The organism is Streptomyces sp. NPDC087901, from assembly GCF_044742205.1.
Lineage (GTDB): Bacteria > Actinomycetota > Actinomycetes > Streptomycetales > Streptomycetaceae > Streptomyces.
The window spans coordinates 1-19509 of the sequence record NZ_JBIUUC010000020.1 but is presented as its reverse complement, the minus strand read 5'-3'; the positions used below and the strand labels follow the sequence as shown (position 1 = coordinate 19509).

General features: G+C 71.1%; 15 protein-coding genes. 12 read left to right on the top strand and 3 right to left on the bottom strand.

The window, feature by feature from the left end; genetic code table 11:
* Positions 1-5: 5 nt before the first annotated feature.
* Positions 6-497: a cysteine dioxygenase gene (locus tag ACIOEW_RS37460; RefSeq protein WP_401969714.1), complete on the bottom strand. Its 492-nt coding sequence runs from the start codon at positions 495-497 to the stop codon at positions 6-8.
* A gap of 704 nt (positions 498-1201) precedes the next feature.
* On the opposite strand from ACIOEW_RS37460, the gene ACIOEW_RS37455 reads away from it, so the two are divergent.
* The 3 genes from ACIOEW_RS37455 to ACIOEW_RS37445 all read left to right on the top strand — a co-directional run bounded on the left by ACIOEW_RS37455 (position 1202) and on the right by ACIOEW_RS37445 (position 7299).
* Positions 1202-1465, top strand: coding sequence for a WhiB family transcriptional regulator (locus ACIOEW_RS37455; RefSeq protein WP_018103995.1), 264 nt, complete (start codon positions 1202-1204; stop codon positions 1463-1465).
* Between the two features lie 378 nt (positions 1466-1843).
* Positions 1844-5776: a glycosyltransferase gene (locus tag ACIOEW_RS37450; protein WP_401969711.1), complete on the top strand. Its 3933-nt coding sequence runs from the start codon at positions 1844-1846 to the stop codon at positions 5774-5776.
* Entirely contained in the window at positions 5773-7299 is a 1527-nt protein-coding gene (locus tag ACIOEW_RS37445) for a DUF5719 family protein (RefSeq protein ID WP_401969710.1), read from the top strand. The genes ACIOEW_RS37450 and ACIOEW_RS37445 overlap by 4 nt, the downstream gene beginning before the upstream one ends.
* A 104-nt stretch (positions 7300-7403) precedes the next feature.
* On the opposite strand, the gene ACIOEW_RS37440 is transcribed toward ACIOEW_RS37445, so the two are convergent.
* Entirely contained in the window at positions 7404-7832 is a 429-nt protein-coding gene (locus ACIOEW_RS37440; protein ID WP_362553231.1) for a metallopeptidase family protein, read from the bottom strand.
* A 321-nt stretch (positions 7833-8153) separates the two neighbouring features.
* On the opposite strand from ACIOEW_RS37440, the gene ACIOEW_RS37435 reads away from it, so the two are divergent.
* The 8 genes from ACIOEW_RS37435 (at position 8154) to ACIOEW_RS37400 (ending at position 16896) form a co-directional block, all read left to right on the top strand.
* Positions 8154-8531 (top strand): DUF3499 domain-containing protein, encoded by a 378-nt coding sequence (locus ACIOEW_RS37435; RefSeq protein ID WP_362553228.1) that lies wholly within the window; start codon positions 8154-8156, stop codon positions 8529-8531.
* Positions 8532-8634: 103 nt separating this feature from the next.
* The gene (locus tag ACIOEW_RS37430; protein WP_401969709.1) at positions 8635-10008 is read left to right on the top strand and encodes a phosphomannomutase/phosphoglucomutase; all 1374 of its coding nucleotides are present in this window, start codon (positions 8635-8637) and stop codon (positions 10006-10008) included.
* 422 nt (positions 10009-10430) lie between these two features.
* The gene (locus ACIOEW_RS37425) at positions 10431-10613 is read left to right on the top strand and encodes a Trm112 family protein (protein WP_148018973.1); all 183 of its coding nucleotides are present in this window, start codon (positions 10431-10433) and stop codon (positions 10611-10613) included.
* A gap of 51 nt (positions 10614-10664) precedes the next feature.
* On the top strand, positions 10665-11804 hold the full coding sequence (locus tag ACIOEW_RS37420) for an SIS domain-containing protein (protein WP_401969706.1): 1140 nt from the start codon (positions 10665-10667) through the stop codon (positions 11802-11804).
* A 212-nt stretch (positions 11805-12016) separates the two neighbouring features.
* On the top strand, positions 12017-13219 hold the full coding sequence (gene manA, locus ACIOEW_RS37415) for a mannose-6-phosphate isomerase, class I (RefSeq protein WP_401969704.1): 1203 nt from the start codon (positions 12017-12019) through the stop codon (positions 13217-13219).
* An 88-nt stretch (positions 13220-13307) separates the two neighbouring features.
* The gene (locus ACIOEW_RS37410; protein ID WP_362553216.1) at positions 13308-14360 is read left to right on the top strand and encodes a cation diffusion facilitator family transporter; all 1053 of its coding nucleotides are present in this window, start codon (positions 13308-13310) and stop codon (positions 14358-14360) included.
* A gap of 251 nt (positions 14361-14611) precedes the next feature.
* Positions 14612-16069, top strand: a complete 1458-nt coding sequence (ahcY, locus tag ACIOEW_RS37405) for an adenosylhomocysteinase (protein ID WP_362553213.1) — start codon at positions 14612-14614, stop codon at positions 16067-16069.
* A gap of 215 nt (positions 16070-16284) precedes the next feature.
* Positions 16285-16896: a hypothetical protein gene (locus tag ACIOEW_RS37400; protein WP_327710876.1), complete on the top strand. Its 612-nt coding sequence runs from the start codon at positions 16285-16287 to the stop codon at positions 16894-16896.
* Here the strand turns inward: ACIOEW_RS37400 and ACIOEW_RS37395 are convergent.
* On the bottom strand, positions 16893-17918 hold the full coding sequence (locus ACIOEW_RS37395; RefSeq protein WP_401969701.1) for an RDD family protein: 1026 nt from the start codon (positions 17916-17918) through the stop codon (positions 16893-16895). The genes ACIOEW_RS37400 and ACIOEW_RS37395 overlap by 4 nt on opposite strands.
* 119 nt (positions 17919-18037) lie before the next feature.
* Here ACIOEW_RS37395 and ACIOEW_RS37390 point away from each other — a divergent pair, with 119 nt between their 5' ends.
* A complete protein-coding gene (locus tag ACIOEW_RS37390; protein ID WP_401969699.1) occupies positions 18038-19045 on the top strand; it encodes a stage II sporulation protein M in 1008 nt (335 codons plus the stop codon).
* Positions 19046-19509: the final 464 nt, after the last annotated feature.

The following is a 19509-nucleotide window of genomic DNA, read 5'->3' as shown; positions in this document are numbered from 1 at the left end:
GGTTGTCAGGCGGTGGCGACGGCCGCGGCGCACTGCGCGGCGTGCATCGGCATGTCGGTCAGGCCCGGGTAGTAGACGTGCAGGCTGACGGCCGGTTCGAGGGAGTCGTTGACCACCTCGTGGATGTAGCCGGGGGCGAAGACGCGCTGCGAGCCGGCGTTCAGCGTCCGTGTTCCGCGGTCCGTACGCTCGGTCAGTTCGCCGTCCAGGACGGTCAGTACGCCGGAGGACGGGCCGTGGTCGTGCAGGCCGCTGCCCTGGCCGGGGACCCAGCTGAGCAGCCAGATCTCGTAGCCGGGTCCGGTGCGGAGACGGTGGTACCAGCGGGTGGTGGTGTCGTACCGGACGAGCGGGGCCCACTGGGAGCGGTCGCCGGCGATGGTGCGGGCGAGCCCGACGAATTCCGCCACCGTGGCGGGGTGCTTGCGGGCGGGACGCAGGAGGTGCTGGACCTCGAGGAGGTCGCCGGCGATCTGGAGGTCGCTGTTGCTGTTCATGGGTGCGGTGGTTCCTCGGCAGGGTGCAAGTCGTGCAGTGCGGATGCAGGGGTGTCGCAGGACCTGAGGGACCGGGTGACCGCAGTGGCGGGAAGCCGCGTGGGGAGGGTCCGGGGGTCCGGGATGAGCTGTGTCGGGCTGGAGCGCGGGGGCTTCAACAGCTGAGACAGCTGGAACAGCAACAGCGGGCCTGGACAGCGCTGCGGAACCCACGGATGTGGGTGACACGCATGGCTGAGGTCGCTGGCATGACATCAAGGAGAACCGGAGAACCTCCGACTGTCAACCCAATGCCCGATTTGGGGGTAATGTTTCACCTCATCCGGTTACTCCGTTCGGAGAAAGGTTTATGCAGCCCCCGTGGCGGAGATGTGGCGCAACAACCGCTGCGGCAAACGCGGTCGCGCCTCTGTGACCCGACTGTGATCTTGATCGCTTCGGTGATCGAATCGCAACGTGTCCGCCCTCCTGGGAGTTCTTCCCTGTGGCGGGCGAAGACGCACCAGAGCCCGTGGCATATGTCAGGTTTTTGGTGATTTGCACACTTTACGCATACGCTTGGTTCCGCAGAGTGAATCCCGGGTCCAATAGCAGATCTGAGCTTGACTGGCCCGGAGCTACACACTTGTAATTTCACTCGTGTCGTTCGGCCGATTCGATAACGGCCGCATCACGGGGACGCAAGAGACAGACGAGGGGCGCACATGACCGAGCTGTTCCAGCAACTGCTGGTCGAGGACGCGGACGAGGAACTCGGCTGGCAGGAGCGCGCACTGTGCGCCCAGACCGATCCCGAGTCCTTCTTCCCCGAGAAGGGCGGATCGACCCGCGAGGCCAAGAAGGTCTGCCTCGCCTGTGAGGTCCGGTCCGAATGCCTTGAGTACGCCCTCTCCAAGGACGAGCGATTCGGTATCTGGGGCGGTCTTTCCGAGCGTGAGCGACGGCGCCTGAAGAAGGCCGCGGTCTGACCCGGCCCCCCTCCGCGACGCCCTGGCCGCAAGGCGCCGAACCCTGAGAGCCGGCTGCTCCCGGACCGGCCGTCCATGGCCCGCCCTCCTGCGCCTGGCCCGCAGGCGGCGGGCCATTGCCGTACCTCCGGCACGGTGGCGGAGCGGCCCGGGACCCGTTCCGGGCTCCCTCTGCCGCCACTGCCGGACCAGGGGCACCGGCCGCCCTCCACCGCTGTACCGCAGCCCTCGTTCAACCGCTCCGCGCAACCCCGGTTATCCGTACCGTTAGTGTGGGGCCCCGTCCGAGACGCGCCAACGACCCGACAGGGCGCGCGTGTACACCGATGCAGCCCCCGGGGGACGTCCCCCGGACCCGGCCGGAGGGCCCGTACCTCGATGTCCGTGCACAGCCAAGCAACGGCGCCGTACGCGGCTGCCGCCGCCCCAGAGTTCCCCCGGCACGTCGTCACCGCCGTGCTCGTCTCCCACGACGGCGCACGCTGGCTGCCCGACGCGCTCGCCGGGCTGCTCGGGCAGGAACGCCCCGTACAGAACGTCGTCGCCGCCGACACCGGCAGCGCCGACGACTCCGCGCGACTGGTCACCGAGGCGCTCGGCGCCGACCGCGTACTGCACCTCGCGCGGCGTACGAGCTTCGGCACCGCCGTCGACGAGGCGAGCCGCACCGCCGGTGTCCTGACCCCGGACGACCTGCCGTACCTGAAGCGTCCGAGCGGCTGGGACCCCGTCACCAGGTCCTGGCGCGACGACGCCTACGACCTGCCGGACCTGCCGCACGGCGAACCGGTGCAGTGGCTCTGGCTGCTCCACGACGACTGCGCCCCCGAACCCGACGCCCTCGCCGAGATGCTGCGCGTCGTCGACAACGACCAGCACGCCGCGATCGTCGGCCCCAAGCTCCGCGGCTGGTACGACCGCCGCCAGCTCCTCGAAGTCGGCGTCTCGATCGCCAACAGCGGGCGCCGCTGGACCGGCCTCGACCGGCGCGAGCAGGACCAGGGCCAGCACGACCAGGTCCGTACCGTCCTGTCCGTCTCCACCGCCGGCATGCTGATCCGCCGGGACGTCTGGGAGGAGCTCGGCGGCTTCGACCGCAGACTGCCCCTGATGCGTGACGACGTCGACCTGTGCTGGCGCGCCCACATGGCGGGCCACCGGGTGCTCGTCGCCCCCGACGCCGTCCTGCGGCACGCCGAGGCGTCCGCCCGCGAACGACGCCCCATCGACTGCGCAGGCCGCTCCGTCTCCAGCCCGCACCGCGTCGACAAGGCCGGCGCCGTCTACACCATGCTGGTCAACGCCCCCGGCAAACGGCTTCCCTGGGTGCTGCTCCGGCTCCTCGTCGGCACGCTGCTGCGTACGCTCGCCTACCTCGTCGGCAAGGTGCCGGGCCAGGCACTCGACGAGGTCACCGGCCTCCTCGGCACCCTGCTGCGCCCCGGCCGCATCCTCACCGCACGACGGCACCGCGGCAAGGGGGTCGTCGACCCGGCCGAGTTGCGCGGGCTCTTCCCCGCCCCCGGTGCCACCGTCCGCGCGACCGTCGAGCAGGTCGCCGGGAACTTCGGCGGCGGCGCGGAGACCGAGTCCGGCGGGTCGCGGCACGGCGCCGTCGAGTCCGGTCCGGGCGGCGACGACGCCGACTTCCTGGAGATCGACCAGTTCGCCAAGCTGAAGCGCGTCGGGCGCAAGCCGGGCCCGGTGCTCTTCGCCGTCCTGCTCCTGGTCTCCCTCGTCGCGTGCCGCAGCCTCCTGGGCGGCGGCGCGCTGGCCGGCGGCGCCCTGCTGCCCGCGCCCGGTGACGTCTCCGACCTGTGGGGCCGCTACGCGGACGGCTGGCACACCATCGGCACCGGCGGCACCCAGACCGCACCGCCCTACCTGGCCGTGATCTCCGCACTGTCCGCGCTGTTCCTCGGCTCCACCGGCTTCGCGCTCACCCTGCTGCTCGTCTGCTCGGTCCCGCTCGCCGGGCTCACCGCGTACTTCGTCTCCCGCCCGCTGCTCCCCTCGCGGCTGCTGCGGGCCTGGGCGAGCGTCGCGTACGCCTTTCTGCCCGCCGCGACCGGCGCCCTGGCCACCGGCCGCCTCGGCACCGCCGTCCTCGCCGTCCTGCTCCCGCTGATCGCGCGCACGGCCGTCTCCGCGCACGGCCTGCGCGGCGGCGGCGGTGACAACCGCGGCAGCTGGCGCGCCACCTGGGCGTACACCCTGCTCCTCACGCTCGCGATGGCGTTCACCCCCATCGTCTGGCCGCTCGCCGTGGTCCTCGGCATCGGTGTACTGGCGTTGCGCCGCAACGACATCACGGCCTACGGCCTCCGCTTCCTCGCCGCGGTCGGCACCCCGATGCTGGTCCTCGCGCCCTGGTCGCTCTCGCTCCTGTCCAGCCCCTCCTCCTTCCTGAAGGAAGCGGGGCTGGAGACCGGTTCGGGCTCGGCCTCCGCACTGGACCTGCTCGGGATCAGCCCCGGCGGGCCCAAGGCGGCCGGCGGCGTCCTGCTCCTCGGCATCGTGCTCGCGGCACTGGCCGCGCTGCTGCGCGGGGAGCGGCAGTTCGCGGTACGGACCGCCTGGGCCGTCGCCCTGGTGGGCCTGGCCTTCGCCGGACTCGCCAACGGCTCGGGCTGGGCGGGACCCGCCACCCTCGTCTACGGCGCCGCGCTCATCGCCGCCGCCCTGGTCGGCGCGGACGGTGCCCGGGTCCGGGTGGCCGAACTCAGCTTCGGCTGGCGCCAGCCGGTCGCGGTCCTGATCGCGCTGGCTGCCGTGCTGGCCCCCGTGCTGGCCGCCGTCGGCTGGATGATCGGCGGCGCCGCCGGCCCGCTGGAGCGGCGCGATCCGGTGCAGGTGCCCGCGTTCGTCGCCGAGGAGAGCGGCACCCGGGACCAGCCGCGCACCCTGGTGCTCGGCGGGACCTCGGCCACCTCCGTCGCGTACACCCTGGTCCGTGGCTCCGGCGCGCGGCTGGGTGATGCCGAACTGGCCGCGGCCGGTGGCGGCAACAGCCATCTCGACAAGGTCGTCGCCAACCTGGTGGCAGGCTCCGGCGCCGACCAGGGCAGCCAGCTCAGCGGCTTCGCGATCCGTTACGTGCTCGTGCGGGACGGGGCGCCGAAGCAGATGAGCCGGGTCCTCGACGCGACCCCCGGCCTCAGCCGCCTCAGCCAGCTGGACGGCAGCGCGCTGTGGCGCGTGGACCGCCAGGTCGCCCGGATCATGATCGTCCCGTCGGCCGCCAGTGACGAACCGCTCCCGGTGGGTTCCGAGCCCGTCGAGGCGCACACCAAGATCCCGTCGGGCAGCGCGGGCCGCGTGCTGCGGATCGCCGACGCCGCCGACTCCGGCTGGCAGGCCACGCTCGACGGACGGGTGCTGACCCGCAAGACCGTCGACGGCTGGGCGCAGGGCTTCGAGCTCCCCACCGAGGGCGGCACGCTGGACCTCACGTACGAGACGCCCTTCACGCACTCCGTGTGGGTCTGGGGCCAGGCCGCGCTCATCGTGGTCCTGCTCGTGCTGGCCCTGCCGGGCCGCCGCCGGGAGATCGACGACGACCTGCCCGAGGAGGACGTGGTGGTCCCCGCCGAGCCGGTCGCCGGCGAGGGACGCCGGGCCCGCAGGCTGCGTGCGGCCGCGCTGGCGGAGGGCGAGGGCGAAGACGGCGAGGACTTCGACGCCGGCGAGTCCGCGGAAGCGGGGGAGCCGGCGGGGCACATCCCCGCCCAGCAGACCGGTCCGCGGACCACCGCGGCGGAGCCGTTCGACGCCGACGACGGCCAGGACGTCTTCGTCCCCCAGCAGGCCGACGGCGACACCGGCGAGTACGCGGCGGTGCCCCAGCAGCAGTACGGGGACTGGGACGCCCAGCAGTACCAGGACACCGCCTACCCGCAGTACCAGGAGGGTCAGTACCAGGAAGGTCAGTACCAGGACGGCCAGTACGCCGCCGCGCCGCAGCAGCAGCCCGACGGCGCCGCCGGCTATGACCCGTACGGCTATCAGCAGCAGGGTGAGTACGCCCCGTACGCCCAGGGCCAGTACGACCCCAATGCTCCGCAGAGCAACAGCGGACCGTACGACCCCAACGCTCCGCAGGGTGACGGCGGGCCGTACGACCCCAACGCCCAGTACGGCAACGCCCCGTACGACCCCGGTCAGTACGGCACCGGCCAGTACGGTGCGGACCAGTACGGCACCCAGGGCGCGTACGACCCGCAGAACCCCGACGAGAACCCCGACGGGAACCCCGCCCCGGGCCAGAACCCGTGGCCGACCGGTAACGCATCGCGAGGCGAGTCCGAGTGAAGTCCACCAGCCTGTCCCTCATCGCCGGGGCCGTCGCCCTCGCAGCCGTCACCGGATTCGCCGCGGTCACCGTGCCGGACGCCGGGGGCACGACGACGGCGAAGGCGGCCGCACGGCTGCCCGTGGAACGGTCCAGCCTGCTCTGCCCGGCCCCCGGCCTGTCCGACCTCGCGGAGACGGAGTACACCTCCTTCACTCCGGCGGCGAAGGGCGGTGACGCGGCGGGGCCGGCCGGTACGGCCGAACTCCTGTCGTCCACGGCCGCGAAGGACGACGAGAAGGAATCCGGGAAGAGCAAGAAGAAGACCAAGAAGGCGGCCCCGGACAAGCCGGTCGTTCTCCTCAAGGAGCCCGGCAAGCCGGTCACCGCCGAGGTGTCGGGCGCGGACGCCCCCGCACTCGTCGGCACCGCGACCGGCCGGCTGGCCCCCGGCTGGACCGCCCAGCAGACCACCACCGTCGAGGCGGGCGACTCCCGAGGCCTCCTCGGGGTCAGCTGCACCGCACCCGACACCGACTTCTGGTTCCCGGCCGCGAGCACGGCGAAGTCCCGTGAGGACTACGTCCACCTCACCAACCCGGACGACACCGCCGCCGTCGCCGACATCGAGCTGTACGGCCCCGACGGCACGCTCAAGTCCGACGTGGGCGAAGGCATCACGGTGCCCGCCAGGTCCGGTGTCCGCGTCCTCATCTCGACGCTGACCAGTAAGGCCGCAGACGACGTGACCGTCCACGTCACCACCCGGACCGGCCGTGTCGGCGCGGTCGTGAGGTCCGCGGACAGCAAGACCGGCAGCGACTGGCTCCCCGCCTCCACCGAGCCGGCGGGCACCCTCGTCCTGCCCGGCATCCCGGCGGACGCAACCTCGGTGCGGCTCGTGGCCTTCGCCCCCGGCGAGGACGACGCCGACCTCAAGGTGATGCTGCTCGGCAAGACGGGTTCGATCTCACCGGCGGGCCACGAGGAACTTCACGTCAAGTCGCAGATGACCGCCGGAGTCGACCTGAAGGATCTGACCAGGGGCGAGGCGGGCTCCCTGGTCCTGAGCCCCGCCCAGGACGGCAAGGCCACCCCGGTGGTGGCCGCACTGCGGGTGGTCCGCGGCAAGGGCGCCAACCAGGAGGTCGGCTACATTCCGGCGACCGGCCCGGTGGGCGCGCAGGCGACCGCCGCCGACAACCGTGCGAAGGGTTCGGTCCTCTCGCTCACCGCCCCCGGCGCCGCCGGCACCGTGAAGGTCACGGCGTCCGCCGGCAGCAAGGGCGGCACACCGGTCAGCAAGACGTACGAGGTCGGCGCCGGTACGACCGTCGCGGTCACGCCGCCCGTTCCGGCAGGACTCAAGGGCACGTACGCGCTGACCGTCGAGACGCAGTCGGGCGGTCCGGTCCACGCCGCCCGCACGCTCACGGTCCCGATGGGCGGCATCCCGATGTTCACGGTGCAGACGCTGCCGGACGACCGGGGAACGGTCGAGGTACCGGCCGCCGAACAGGACCTGTCGGTCCTGGACGACTGAGGGACCGTCGGACCTGGACGACTGAGGGCCGCGACGACATGACTGTGGGGCGGTCCGTGCAACCGGCCCGCCCCACAGCTGTGCGCCCCCGACGCAGGGGCCGCCTACTCCTGCCCGTACCGGGGATCGACCGACTCCGGCGAGAGCCCGAGCAGCTCCGCGACCTGCTCGACCACGACCTCGTGCACCAGCAGCGCACGCTCGTCACGGTTCTTGGTACGGATCTCGACGGGGCGCCGGTAGATGACGATCTGCGCGGGGCGCTCCTTCTCGGCGGACAACGCACTCCCCAGCGGAACGGTCTCCTCCACGGTCCCCGGTACGTCGAGGACCACGAAGTCGACCTCGGCCAGCTGCGGCCAGCGCCGTTCCAGCCGCTCCACCGAGTCCTGCACCAGATCGCGGAAGCTGTCCGCCCTGCTGGCCGAGAGCGGCACCTGGGGAGGGGCGACGGGGCCGCGCATGCCGCGGCCGTGTCGGTCTCGGCGCCGCGGTCGCGGCTCGGACGGGTGGGGCGGTACGGGACTGTCCATCACTGACGCAGCGTAACCCTCCGCCGGGTGAGCGGCCTGCGGCTGTCCGGGAGGGAGCCGACCTGTCCGTTGCTGAACGATCCGGCCATGGGATGACCCGTTTCAGGCCCCGCTCCTGATCGTTGGTTACCTGCCGTATGACAGCTTTTGTGCCAGGTGGTGACCGGAATCGGTGCGGCCAGGAACTGCGCCCCTCTCCTCCCGTGCAGGTCAGGGGAGTTGTCCGGCAAGAGCCTGTGCCCGGGGTCACAGGGCGACACGGTGGGGTGAGCCGGGGAGAGTCGTCGCAGCCCGCTCAAGAGTGCGGTACCGTCCAACATCGTGAGCCCTGTACGTCGCTGTTCGCGCACCGCGTGCGGCCGCCCTGCCGTCGCGACACTGACGTACGTCTATGCCGACTCGACTGCGGTCCTCGGCCCGCTCGCCACCTATGCCGAGCCTCATTGCTACGACCTCTGTGCCGAGCACAGTGAGCGCCTGACCGCGCCCCGTGGCTGGGAGGTCGTCCGGCTCTCCGACCCTTCCGCGCCCACCCGTCCCAGCGGCGACGACCTCGAAGCTCTGGCCAACGCCGTACGGGAAGCAGCGCGTCCACCGGACCGCGGCGACGGTCCCAGGGGCGGCGGTCCGCGCACCGCGGATCCGATGGAGGTCGGCCGCAGAGGCCACCTCCGCGTGCTGCGCTCGCCCGACTCCTGAGCCGTCGCCCGGCCTCTGAGCCGGGGCAGCCTCCCCGGAGCATGGGGCGTTCTTGGGCGCCGGGTAGTTTGGCGGTCCGAAGAGACCTCAGGAGGCCCGGCCCGTGACCGCAGATCTGTCGCAGCTCGTGAAGGCGTACGACGTGCGCGGAGTCGTGCCCGACCAGTGGGACGAGTCACTGGCCGAGCTGTTCGGCGCGGCGTTCGTCGAGGTGACAGCCGCGGACGCGATCGTCATCGGCCACGACATGCGCCCCACGTCCCCCGCGCTGTCGGGAGCCTTCGCCCGGGGTGCGGCGGCCCGCGGAGCCGATGTCACCCTGATCGGTCTCTGCTCGACCGACCAGCTGTACTACGCGTCGGGGTCACTTGACCTGCCGGGCGCGATGTTCACGGCGTCGCACAATCCGGCGCAGTACAACGGCATCAAGATGTGCCGGGCCGGCGCGGCCCCGGTGGGTCAGGACACCGGCCTCGCCGAGATCCGCACCCTGGTCGAGAAGTGGTCGGAGACCGGTGCACCGCAGCCGGCCGCCGCCCCCGGCACGGTCACCGAACGGGACACGCTCACCGACTACGCCGCCCACCTGCTGTCCCTCGTCGACCTGTCCGCGATCCGCCCCCTGAAGGTGGTCGTGGACGCGGGCAACGGCATGGGCGGCCACACGGTCCCGACGGTCCTCGCAGGGCTGCCGCTGGAACTCGTCCCGATGTACTTCGAACTGGACGGCACGTTCCCGAACCACGAGGCCAACCCGCTCGACCCGAAGAACATCGTCGACCTCCAGGCCCGGGTACTGGCCGAGGGCGCCGATCTCGGCCTGGCCTTCGACGGCGACGCCGACCGCTGCTTCGTCGTGGACGAGCGGGGTGCGGGTGTCTCCCCGTCGGCGATCACCGCCCTGGTCGCGGCCCGGGAACTGGCCCGCAACGGCGGCCGGGGCACGGTCATCCACAACCTGATCTCCTCCCTCTCGGTCCCGGAGGTCGTACGCGAACACGGCGGCACCCCCGTCCGTACCCGGGTCGGCCACTCCTTCATCAAGGCGGAGATGGCCGCACACGGCGCGATCTTCGGCGGCGAGCACTCGGCCCACTACTACTTCCGTGACTTCTGGAACGCCGATACGGGCATGCTCGCCGCCCTCCACGTCCTGGCCGCTCTCGGAGGCCAGGAGGAACCCCTCTCGGCCCTGGTGGCCCAGTACGACCGCTACGTCGACTCCGGCGAGATCAACTCCACGGTCGACGACCAGCAGGCCCGCACGGCAGACGTACGGGCAGCGTTCGCCGGCCGCGAGAACGTGACCACCGACGACCTGGACGGCCTCACGGTCACGTCCCCAGGCTGGTGGTTCAACCTCCGCCCCTCCAACACGGAACCCTTGCTGCGCCTGAACGTCGAGGCCGGCGACGAGGAGACGATGACGGCGGTACGTGACGAGGTCCTGACCCTGATCCGCACACCGACCGCCTGATCCTGAGCCTCCGGGGCACAGACCGGGCCTTCCGCCCCTCCAGCCTCTTCGGCGCCTGAGGCCCACTTCCAGCCTCGCCGGCGTTTGAGGCGCGGGGTCCGGGGCGGAGCCCCGGTTACGGGAAGGGGCGGGTAGGGGACAGGGCCCGCCGCAGGCGCACCCCCTCCCACCCTCACCACCCCCGCAACTTCCGCAGCCCTCGCCACCCGCACCGCCTGCCCGGCCGGGCCAGGCCGCGCCCCCGCCACCCCAGCGGTAGGCTGACCTCGCCCGTTCCGCGAGGCGCGACGCACAACGCACCAAACGCGAATGGCAGAGCGCGAATCACAAACAAGATCAACTGCAAAACCGGAACACGCACCACGCACCACGTAACACGCACCACGCACTCCGCGCCCGCCCGCCCGAAGGGAACCCATCACATGCCGCTCGAAGCCGGCCTCCTGGAGATCCTGGCCTGCCCGGCCTGTCACTCCCCTCTCGACGACCGGTCGGCGGCCGACAGCCCCGAACTGATCTGCACCGGCACGGACTGCGGCCTGGCCTACCCGGTACGGGACGGCATCCCCGTCCTCCTCGTCGACGAGGCCCGCCGCCCCGCGTAAACCCGGCCCCACCCCGCACGGTGATCGGCACGTGATCGGAGGACCGTCCCCATGCTCGACGAGTCGTTGCTCGACGCCCCGGAAGCCCTGGCCCGAGCCGACCGCCGCGGCCTGCTCCGCGGCGCCGCCGAGGCCGGGGCCCGGGTCCGTACCGCCGCCCGCCACGCGACGGAGGCCGGGATCACCGAGCTGAGCCCGGAGGGCCGCCCACGCGCCGTTCTGGTCGCAGGCTCCGGCACCGCCGCATCCGGCGTCGCCGACCTGATCGGGGCCCTGGCCGGGGCCTCCGCCCCGGTCACGCGCATTCACCCGACCGGCGTCGCCCCCGCCGCAGGCGCGATGCGATGGACGCTGCCCGGCTGGGCCGGCTCCGTCGACCTGCTCCTCATCGCCACGGCGGACGGCTCCGAACCTGGCCTCGCCCTCCTCGCCGAGCAGGCATACCGCCGCGGCTGCACCGTGGTGGCCGTCGCCCCCCGGCAGTCCCCGCTGCGTGAGGCGGTCGACGGCGTGCACGGCCTCGTCGTACCGATGGCCTCGGCCCCGCACGGCGAGTACGACGCGGAGACGTCGGCGGCGGGCCCCGGCACGCTCTGGGCCCTGTTCACCCCGCTGCTCGCCCTGCTCGACAGAGTCGGCCTGGTCACCGCGCCCCCGGAGACGCTGCAGAGCGTCGCCGACCGCCTGGACCGCACGGCAGAGCGCTGCGGACCCGCGATCGCCACGTACAGCAACCCCGCCAAGACGCTGGCCGCCGAACTCGCGGACAGCCTGCCCCTCGTCTGGACGGAGGGTGACGCCGCGGGCCCGGTCGGGCGCAGGTTCGCCGCCGTCCTGGCCGAGCTCTCCGGCCGTCCGGCCCTCTCGGCCGAACTCCCTGAAGCGCTTCCCGCCCACGGTGCCCTGCTTGCGGGTGCCTTTGCCGCCGGGGCCGACCCCGACGACTTCTTCCGCGACCGGGTCGAGGAGTCCGAGCCCCTCCATGCCCGGGTGGTCCTGCTCCGAGACCGGCCCACCGGCGGCCTGAGCGCAGCCCCCGCGGCCCGCGAGCTGGCCCTGGGCCACGACACGGCGATCAGCGAGCTGGAACCGGAGGAGGGCAGCAGCAGGCTCGAAGCCCTCGCCGAACTCCTGGCGGTCACCGACTTCGCCGCCGTATACCTGGCCCTGGCCTCGGCAGCCCGCGCCTGACCCTGCGAGCGACGCCCCGGCCCCGCGCGGCACCGCCACACGGCTCACGCGCGCGACCACGCCCCACACAGACCAAAAGCCCCACGCAGACCCCGCACCACTCAGAGCACGTATCTCGCACCGCAAGAACCCCGCACCGCAGAACGAACCCGCACCACCCAGAACACGTATCTCGCACCGCACGCATCTCACACAGCCCGAGGACGAATTCCATGGACCGGCTCTCCAACACCGTGCGCCCGTACGCCTGGGGCTCCACCACCCTCATCCCGGCCCTGCTCGGCGTCGCCCCCACCGGCGAGCCGCAGGCGGAGATGTGGATGGGCGCCCATCCCGGAGCCCCTTCCCGGATAACCCGCACCGGTGCCGCCGCCGAGGTCCCGAACACCCCCTCGGCGACCCCCGTCGAACAGACCCTCACCGACGTCATCGCGGCCGACCCGGCCGGCGAACTCGGTCAGGCCGCCGTCGAGAAGTTCGGCCCCCGCCTGCCCTTCCTCCTCAAGCTCCTCGCCGCCGGAGTCCCGCTCTCTCTCCAGGTCCACCCCGACCTCGCCCAGGCACAGCAGGGTTACGCGGACGAGGAGCGCCGGTCCGTCCCGATCGACGCGCCCCACCGCGTGTACAAGGACGCCAACCACAAGCCCGAACTGATCTGCGCGCTCACCCCCTTCGACGGCCTGTGCGGCTTCCGCCGGCCCGCCGAGGCGGCCGAGGCGATGGAGGCGCTGGGCGTCGACTCCCTCAAGCCCTACGCCGATCTGCTCCGCGCCCATCCCGAAGAGGCGGCCCTGCGCGAGGTCCTCACGGCGATCCTCACCGCGGACCCGGCGCAGATGGCGGAGACGGTGACAGCCGTGGCGGCCGCCGCCGAACGGATCGGCGGCATCTACGCCCCGTACGCCCGCGTCGCCCATCACTTCCCGGGCGACGCCGGTGTCGTCGCGGCCCTGCTGCTGAACTACGTGCAACTCCAGCCCGGCGAAGCCCTGTTCCTCGACGCCGGAGTACCGCACGCCTACTTCGGCGGCCTCGGCGTCGAGATCATGGCCAACTCGGACAACGTGCTGCGCTGCGGCCTGACCCCGAAACACATCGATGTGCCCGAACTCCTGCGCATCGTCCGCTTCGAGGCGACCGAACCGGGCGTCCTGCGCCCCGAGGCGTCTCCGTCCGGCGAGGAGTTGTACGAGACACCGGTCGACGAGTTCCGGCTCTCCCGCTTCGACCTCTCGCCGGGTGCCGCCCCCGTCGACCTGACGGCGACCACGCCCCAGATCCTGCTCTGCACGGCGGGCGCACCCAAGGCCGGCGAGCTTGGGCTCGGGCCGGGCGAATCGGTCTTCGTGCCGGCCGGGGAGAAGGCCGAAGTGTCCGGTACGGGTACGTTGTTCCGCGCCACTGTGATGGCCTGACGTACCGTCCGCACCAGCGACTGCAACAATGTCCGGCCGTACCGCGGCCGCCGGAGCCGCAGCACCGAAGAAGGGACACCAGGCACCCATGAGTGCGTCAGGCGGAACCAAGGCGATCGTGGCGGCACTAGGCGCCAACCTCGCGATCGCAGTGGCCAAATTCGTGGCGTTCCTGTTCAGTGGCTCGTCGTCGATGCTCGCGGAGAGCGTCCACTCGCTGGCCGACTCGGGCAACCAGGGGCTGTTGCTGCTCGGCGGCAAGAAGGCCCAGCGCGAGGCCACCCCCCAGCACCCCTTCGGGTACGGGCGCGAGCGCTACATCTACGCCTTCCTCGTCTCCATCGTCCTGTTCTCGGTCGGTGGCATGTTCGCGGTGTACGAGGGCTACGAGAAGATCAAGCACCCGCACGAGATCGAGGCCTGGTACTGGCCGGTCGGCGTCCTCATCTTCGCGATCATCGCCGAGGGCTTCTCCTTCCGTACGGCGATCAGGGAGTCCAACGAGACCCGCGGCTCGCTCTCCTGGACCCAGTTCGTCCGCCGCGCGAAGGCGCCTGAACTGCCTGTCGTGCTGCTCGAGGACCTGGGCGCGCTCATCGGCCTCGTCCTCGCGCTCGCCGGCGTCGGTCTGGCCCTCGGCACCGGCAACGGTGTGTGGGACGGCATCGGCACCCTCTGCATCGGCATCCTGCTGATCGTGATCGCGATCGTCCTGGCAGCCGAGACCAAGTCCCTGCTGCTCGGCGAGGCCGCCGGCACCGACCAGGTCGAGAAGATCAAGGCAGCGGTTGTCGACGGCGACACCGTCACCGGCGTCATCCACATGCGTACGCTCCACCTCGGCCCGGAGGAACTGCTGGTGGCCGCCAAGATCGCGGTCCAGCACGACGACACGGCAACCAAGGTCGCCAATGCCATCAACGCCGCCGAGTCCCGCATCCGTGAGGCGGTCCCGATCGCCCGGGTCATCTACCTGGAGCCGGACATCTACAACGCGGCAGCGGCCGCGGCCGGCGTCAACCCGGCCAAGCAGCTGGGCGGAGCACCGGCCGAACCGACGGCCGACGACACCCCTGGCGACAGCCCCGACAGCCCTGATACCTCCGACACCCCGGCCGACCCCACGGAATCCGGCCACTGACCGCATCCGTCAGGCCTCTCCGGCCGCTCCCGGACCCGGTGGACTGGGAGCGGCTGGGCCGTTCGGTGTAGATTCGTTGACAGTGTCAGACGTCGCTGCTGATGGCGGTCGATCGGTCCGTACGCCGGACCGGCCGAGGGAGAGAGGGCCTCCGACGGACTGCGCTGCGAGCCGCCCGGGCATTCCTGTGCCCACTGCGTGCCGCAGAGCCGCCCTACCCACCCTCGACCCATCACGAGGAGCAGCCCGTTATGACGACGGTCGCCAATCGACAGGACTTCAAGGTCGCCGACCTCTCCCTCGCAGCCTTCGGCCGCAAGGAGATCACCCTCGCCGAGCACGAGATGCCCGGCCTGATGTCGATCCGCAAGGAGTACGCCGCCACGCAGCCGCTGGCCGGCGCCCGCATCACCGGCTCGCTGCACATGACCGTGCAGACGGCCGTGCTGATCGAGACCCTGGTCGCCCTCGGCGCCGAGGTCCGCTGGGCCTCCTGCAACATCTTCTCCACCCAGGACCACGCCGCAGCCGCCATCGCGGTCGGCCCCGCCGGAACGCCGGAAGCCCCTGCGGGCGTTCCCGTCTTCGCCTGGAAGGGCGAGACGCTGGAGGAGTACTGGTGGTGCACGGAGCAGGCCCTGACCTGGCCGAACACCCCCACCGGTGGTCCGAACATGATTCTCGACGACGGTGGCGACGCCACCCTCCTCGTTCACAAGGGCGTGGAGTTCGAGAAGGCGGGCGCGGCTCCGGACCCGTCGACGGCGGACAGCGAGGAGTACGCGTACATCCTCACCCTGCTGAACCGCACCCTCGGTGAGTCCCCGCAGAAGTGGACGCAGCTGGCCTCGGAGATCCGTGGTGTCACGGAGGAGACCACGACCGGTGTGCACCGGCTGTACGAGATGCACCGTGACGGCACCCTCCTGTTCCCGGCGATCAACGTCAACGACGCGGTCACCAAGTCGAAGTTCGACAACAAGTACGGCTGCCGCCACTCGCTGATCGACGGCATCAACCGTGCCACCGACGTCCTGATCGGCGGCAAGACCGCCGTCGTCTGCGGCTACGGCGACGTGGGCAAGGGCTGCGCGGAGTCGCTGCGCGGCCAGGGCGCCCGGGTGATCATCACGGAGATCGACCCGATCTGCGCGCTGCAGGCGGCGATGGACGGTTACCAGGTCGCCACCCTCGACGACGTCGTCGAGCAGGCCGACATCTTCGTCACCACGACGGGCAACAAGGACATCATCATGGCCGCCGACATGGCCAGGATGAAGCACCAGGCGATCGTCGGGAACATCGGCCACTTCGACAACGAGATCGACATGGCCGGCCTGGCCAAGATCGACGGGATCGTCAAGGACGAGGTCAAGCCGCAGGTCCACACCTGGACGTTCTCCGACGGCAAGGTCCTCATCGTGCTGTCCGAGGGCCGCCTGCTGAACCTGGGCAACGCCACGGGTCACCCGTCCTTCGTGATGTCCAACTCGTTCGCGGACCAGACCCTGGCCCAGATCGAGCTGTTCACGAAGCCGGAGGAGTACCCGACCGACGTCTACGTGCTGCCCAAGCACCTCGACGAGAAGGTCGCCCGTCTCCACCTCGCCGCACTCGGCGTGAGGCTCACGACGCTCCGTCCCGAGCAGGCCGCCTACATCGGCGTCGAGGTCGACGGCCCGTACAAGTCCGACCACTACCGCTACTGATCCCCGTCACCACTCGCGACGGTCCGCCGGTGACCGGTCACTCCGTCACCGGTCAGTGACGACCGGCCACCGGCAGACCCCGCAGTGCCTGCGGACGCACACGCGTCAGCAGCCCCGGTGACTCAGCAGCAGCTACGAACGCAGGCCCCCGCACCCCCGTGTCGGGGGCCTGCGCTGTACCGCACCCGCACGACCCGAGGAACCCGAAGGACCCCATGCCACGCGGCCGATATTCGCTCCACGATCTCCACGACCACACCCCCCTCGGCGAAGAACACTTCCACTGCGCACCAGGCCCCTCCGGCTGGCGCTACGTTTCCCAGACGACCGCCCCGTCCGGCGATCACCTCGGATCCGTGGACCTCACTCTCGACGAGCTCGGCCGCCCCATCCGTCTTGAACTCCATGCCGCGAGCTGGCAGGTCCGTGGCGCCGCCCTCGAAGGCGTCACCTGGGTGCGAACCGATCCGACCGGCACTCACGCCACCGAAGGCAATGTCCGCGCCCACGCCTTCAGCGGAACGTCCCCCGCGTTCCTCATCGCCACCGCCCGGCTGCTGCGTCTCACCCCCGCCTCCCCGCCGACCCGGCTCCGCATCGTCACCTTCACGGACCCGGTGCTCGCCCCTCGTACCGTCGACCAGTCCTGGGCCCTGGTGAACAGTGAAGCGCACCCCACTGACAACGGCCCGCTGACCGTGGACGCGTACCAGGTCAGCGCCCTGGACACCGGTGAGCAGCACACCGTTCACATCGCCGGCGACGTGGTCCTCTCGGCCCCCGGTATCGAGCTCGAAGAGTTGGAATCCCCGCCCTCGGACCGCTAAGCGGGCGGGGCGAATCCGGTAGTCGGTGGCGGCGCCGAATCCACCCCGGGCTCCGCTGCCGCACCGTCCGGCCCGGCAGGCCGGCCAGGGGCCACCTGCACACGAGGGGAAGCGGCCACCGGAGCGGGGTGAGTCACGGGGGCCGTAACGGGGCCGGCGCCCCACGGCGCGTCCGCACCCGCACCGACCGCACCGACTGTGCCGAAGTCGTCAGTCACTTCCACTGTCCCGCTCTGCGGCCTCCCAACGACGAAACCGCTGACCGTGCCAGAGGCTGCGGCGAACGCCCGGCGCGTATCCCGCGACTGCCGTTCGTTCACCACTGCGGCCAGGAACGCCGCGGCAGGCACACCCTCCGGCGCCGGAACCCCGGTCCGCGCGGCAAGTTCAGCGGCCAGCCGCTCCGCCATGGCTCGCCCCACGACGGCATCCAACTGGTGCATCCGTGTCAGGTACTGCCGCACCGCAAGCCACAGTTCGTCGGGGACCGCCGACAGGTCCAGTCCCGAGAACCGCCCGACCAGCCAGGGCGGGGGAGGCGGCACGGCGGCCGCCCTGCCCGCCGGAACCCGTTCCCGCACGACGAGCGTCCCCGCGAATACATCCCCGAGCCGCCGCCCACGCGCGGAGACCAGCGACGCGACAGTGGCGATCACACCGAGCGTCGCGAGGATCTCCACCACACCCATCGCCCCGCGCACCAGCGCGTGCCGGAACCGGATGGGCCCCCCGTCGTCCCGCACCACCCGAAGTCCGCACGCGAGCTTCCCGAGCGAACGGCCGTGGCTGAGCGTCTCCACCGCGATCGGTGCTCCCACCAGAACAAGCAGGAAGGTGGCGACGCCCACCGCCGCCACCGCTGCGTCGTCGAGCGTGGCCGTCGCGATGGCCATCCCGACCGACACCAGCACGAACACCGTCCCGACCGCCACCAGATCGATGACCAGAGCCAGCGCCCGGCTCGGCAGTTTCGCCGTCCGCAACCCCAGCACGACCGCGTCCCCGGTCACGAGCTCACTCATCGCCGCCCACCCTTCGCCGACCATCTCTGCCCCTCGGGGCCACAGTCTGCCAAGCTGACCCGCAACGCGCCGCAGTTGTACGCACCCGTACACACCCATGCCAGGAGCAGCAGCCGCCCATGGACCTCGACGTCTTCGTCAACGCCCATCGCAACGAGTGGGACCGCCTGGACCACCTCCTGCACCGCGGGCGCAGGCTCACGGGCGCGGAGGCCGACGAACTGGTCGACCTCTACCAGCGCACGGCGACCCATCTCTCCCTGATCCAGTCCAGCGCTCCCGACCCGCTGCTCACCGCGCGCCTCACGCAGTTGGTGGCCCGCGCCCGCTCGACGGTGACAGGCACCCGCCGCGCCTCCTGGCGCGACGCCGCGCACTTCCTCACGGCGGGCTTTCCCGCAGCGGTCTACCGCTCCAGGTACTGGTGGATACCCACGGCCGTCCTCTCCGTGCTCCTGGCCGCGCTGATGGGCTGGTGGATCGGCACCCACCCGGAGGTCCAGTCGGCCATCGCCGCCCCGGAGGATCTCCGCCGCCTGACCAGCCCGGGAGGGGAGTACGAGACGTACTACTCCAGCCACCCGGCGGCCTCGTTCGCCGCCCAGGTCTGGACGAACAACGCTCAGGCCGCCGCCATGTGCCTGGTGCTGGGCGCGTTCCTCTGCGTCCCCGTGATCTGGATCCTCTTCGTCAACGTGCTCAACCTCGCGGTGGGCATCGGACTGATGTCGTCGGCGGGCCGGCTCGACACCTTCCTCGGTCTGATCCTTCCCCACGGGCTGCTGGAGCTCACCGCGGTCTTCGTGGCGGCCGGTACGGGCCTCCGCCTGGGCTGGACGGTCATCGACCCCGGCCCGCACACCCGGCGCACGGCCCTGGCACAACAAGGCAGGGCAGCCATCGGCATGGCCCTGGGACTCGCCCTCGTCCTGTTCGTATCCGGCGTCATCGAAGGCTTCGTCACCCCCTCAGGCCTTCCGACCTGGGCTCGCATCACCATCGGAATCGCTGCCGAGCTGGCATTCCTCGCCTACGTCTACATCCTGGGCGGCAGGGCGGCCCGAGCCGGCGACGCAGGCGACATCACGGCAGCAGAACGAAGCGCCGAGCTGCCCGTGGCCGCCTGATGTGCATACGGCTCCGCTGACCTGCTACTGTCCTCCTCGCCCCAAAAACCGTTGACACGGCGGACTGGGGGAGGTAGATTTAAACGGTTGCCTCGAGTTGGACAAGCTCGAACCCAACAGGTAGATTTACCTCGCTCTCGCCGGAATATTGAATTTCCGCAGAGCCATTTGATTCCCACTCTCCGGAACATGAAGCCGATTAGCTCGGCGGAATTGCTTCTGATAAAGTCGAATCAGCCGAAAGGCAAGGTCACTTCAACGGCCATCAGAATTCAAATTCGGACCGGAAACGGGACGGGATGACTCTGGTAAGGTTGAAACCGCCGGAAAGGGAAGCGCGAAAGCGAAGAACTGGAAAGCGGAAATGCAAGGCCCGCTTCGACCGGGAATCGGACACGAAAGAGTCTGATAGAGTCGGAAACGCAAGACCGAAGGGAAGCGCCCGGAGGAAAGCCCCAGAAAAT

Coding starts and splice junctions, on each gene's coding strand:
- ACIOEW_RS37440 (WP_362553231.1), bottom strand. CDS start 7,832: ATGGACAGTCCCGTACCGCCCCACCCGTCCGAGCCGCGACCGCGGCGC.
- ACIOEW_RS37395 (WP_401969701.1), bottom strand. CDS start 17,918: ATGAGTGAGCTCGTGACCGGGGACGCGGTCGTGCTGGGGTTGCGGACG.
- ACIOEW_RS37450 (WP_401969711.1), top strand. CDS start 1,844: ATGTCCGTGCACAGCCAAGCAACGGCGCCGTACGCGGCTGCCGCCGCC.
- ACIOEW_RS37410 (WP_362553216.1), top strand. CDS start 13,308: ATGAGTGCGTCAGGCGGAACCAAGGCGATCGTGGCGGCACTAGGCGCC.
- ACIOEW_RS37420 (WP_401969706.1), top strand. CDS start 10,665: ATGCTCGACGAGTCGTTGCTCGACGCCCCGGAAGCCCTGGCCCGAGCC.
- ACIOEW_RS37425 (WP_148018973.1), top strand. CDS start 10,431: ATGCCGCTCGAAGCCGGCCTCCTGGAGATCCTGGCCTGCCCGGCCTGT.
- ACIOEW_RS37400 (WP_327710876.1), top strand. CDS start 16,285: ATGCCACGCGGCCGATATTCGCTCCACGATCTCCACGACCACACCCCC.
- ACIOEW_RS37455 (WP_018103995.1), top strand. CDS start 1,202: ATGACCGAGCTGTTCCAGCAACTGCTGGTCGAGGACGCGGACGAGGAA.
- manA (WP_401969704.1), top strand. CDS start 12,017: ATGGACCGGCTCTCCAACACCGTGCGCCCGTACGCCTGGGGCTCCACC.
- ACIOEW_RS37460 (WP_401969714.1), bottom strand. CDS start 497: ATGAACAGCAACAGCGACCTCCAGATCGCCGGCGACCTCCTCGAGGTC.
- ACIOEW_RS37390 (WP_401969699.1), top strand. CDS start 18,038: ATGGACCTCGACGTCTTCGTCAACGCCCATCGCAACGAGTGGGACCGC.
- ahcY (WP_362553213.1), top strand. CDS start 14,612: ATGACGACGGTCGCCAATCGACAGGACTTCAAGGTCGCCGACCTCTCC.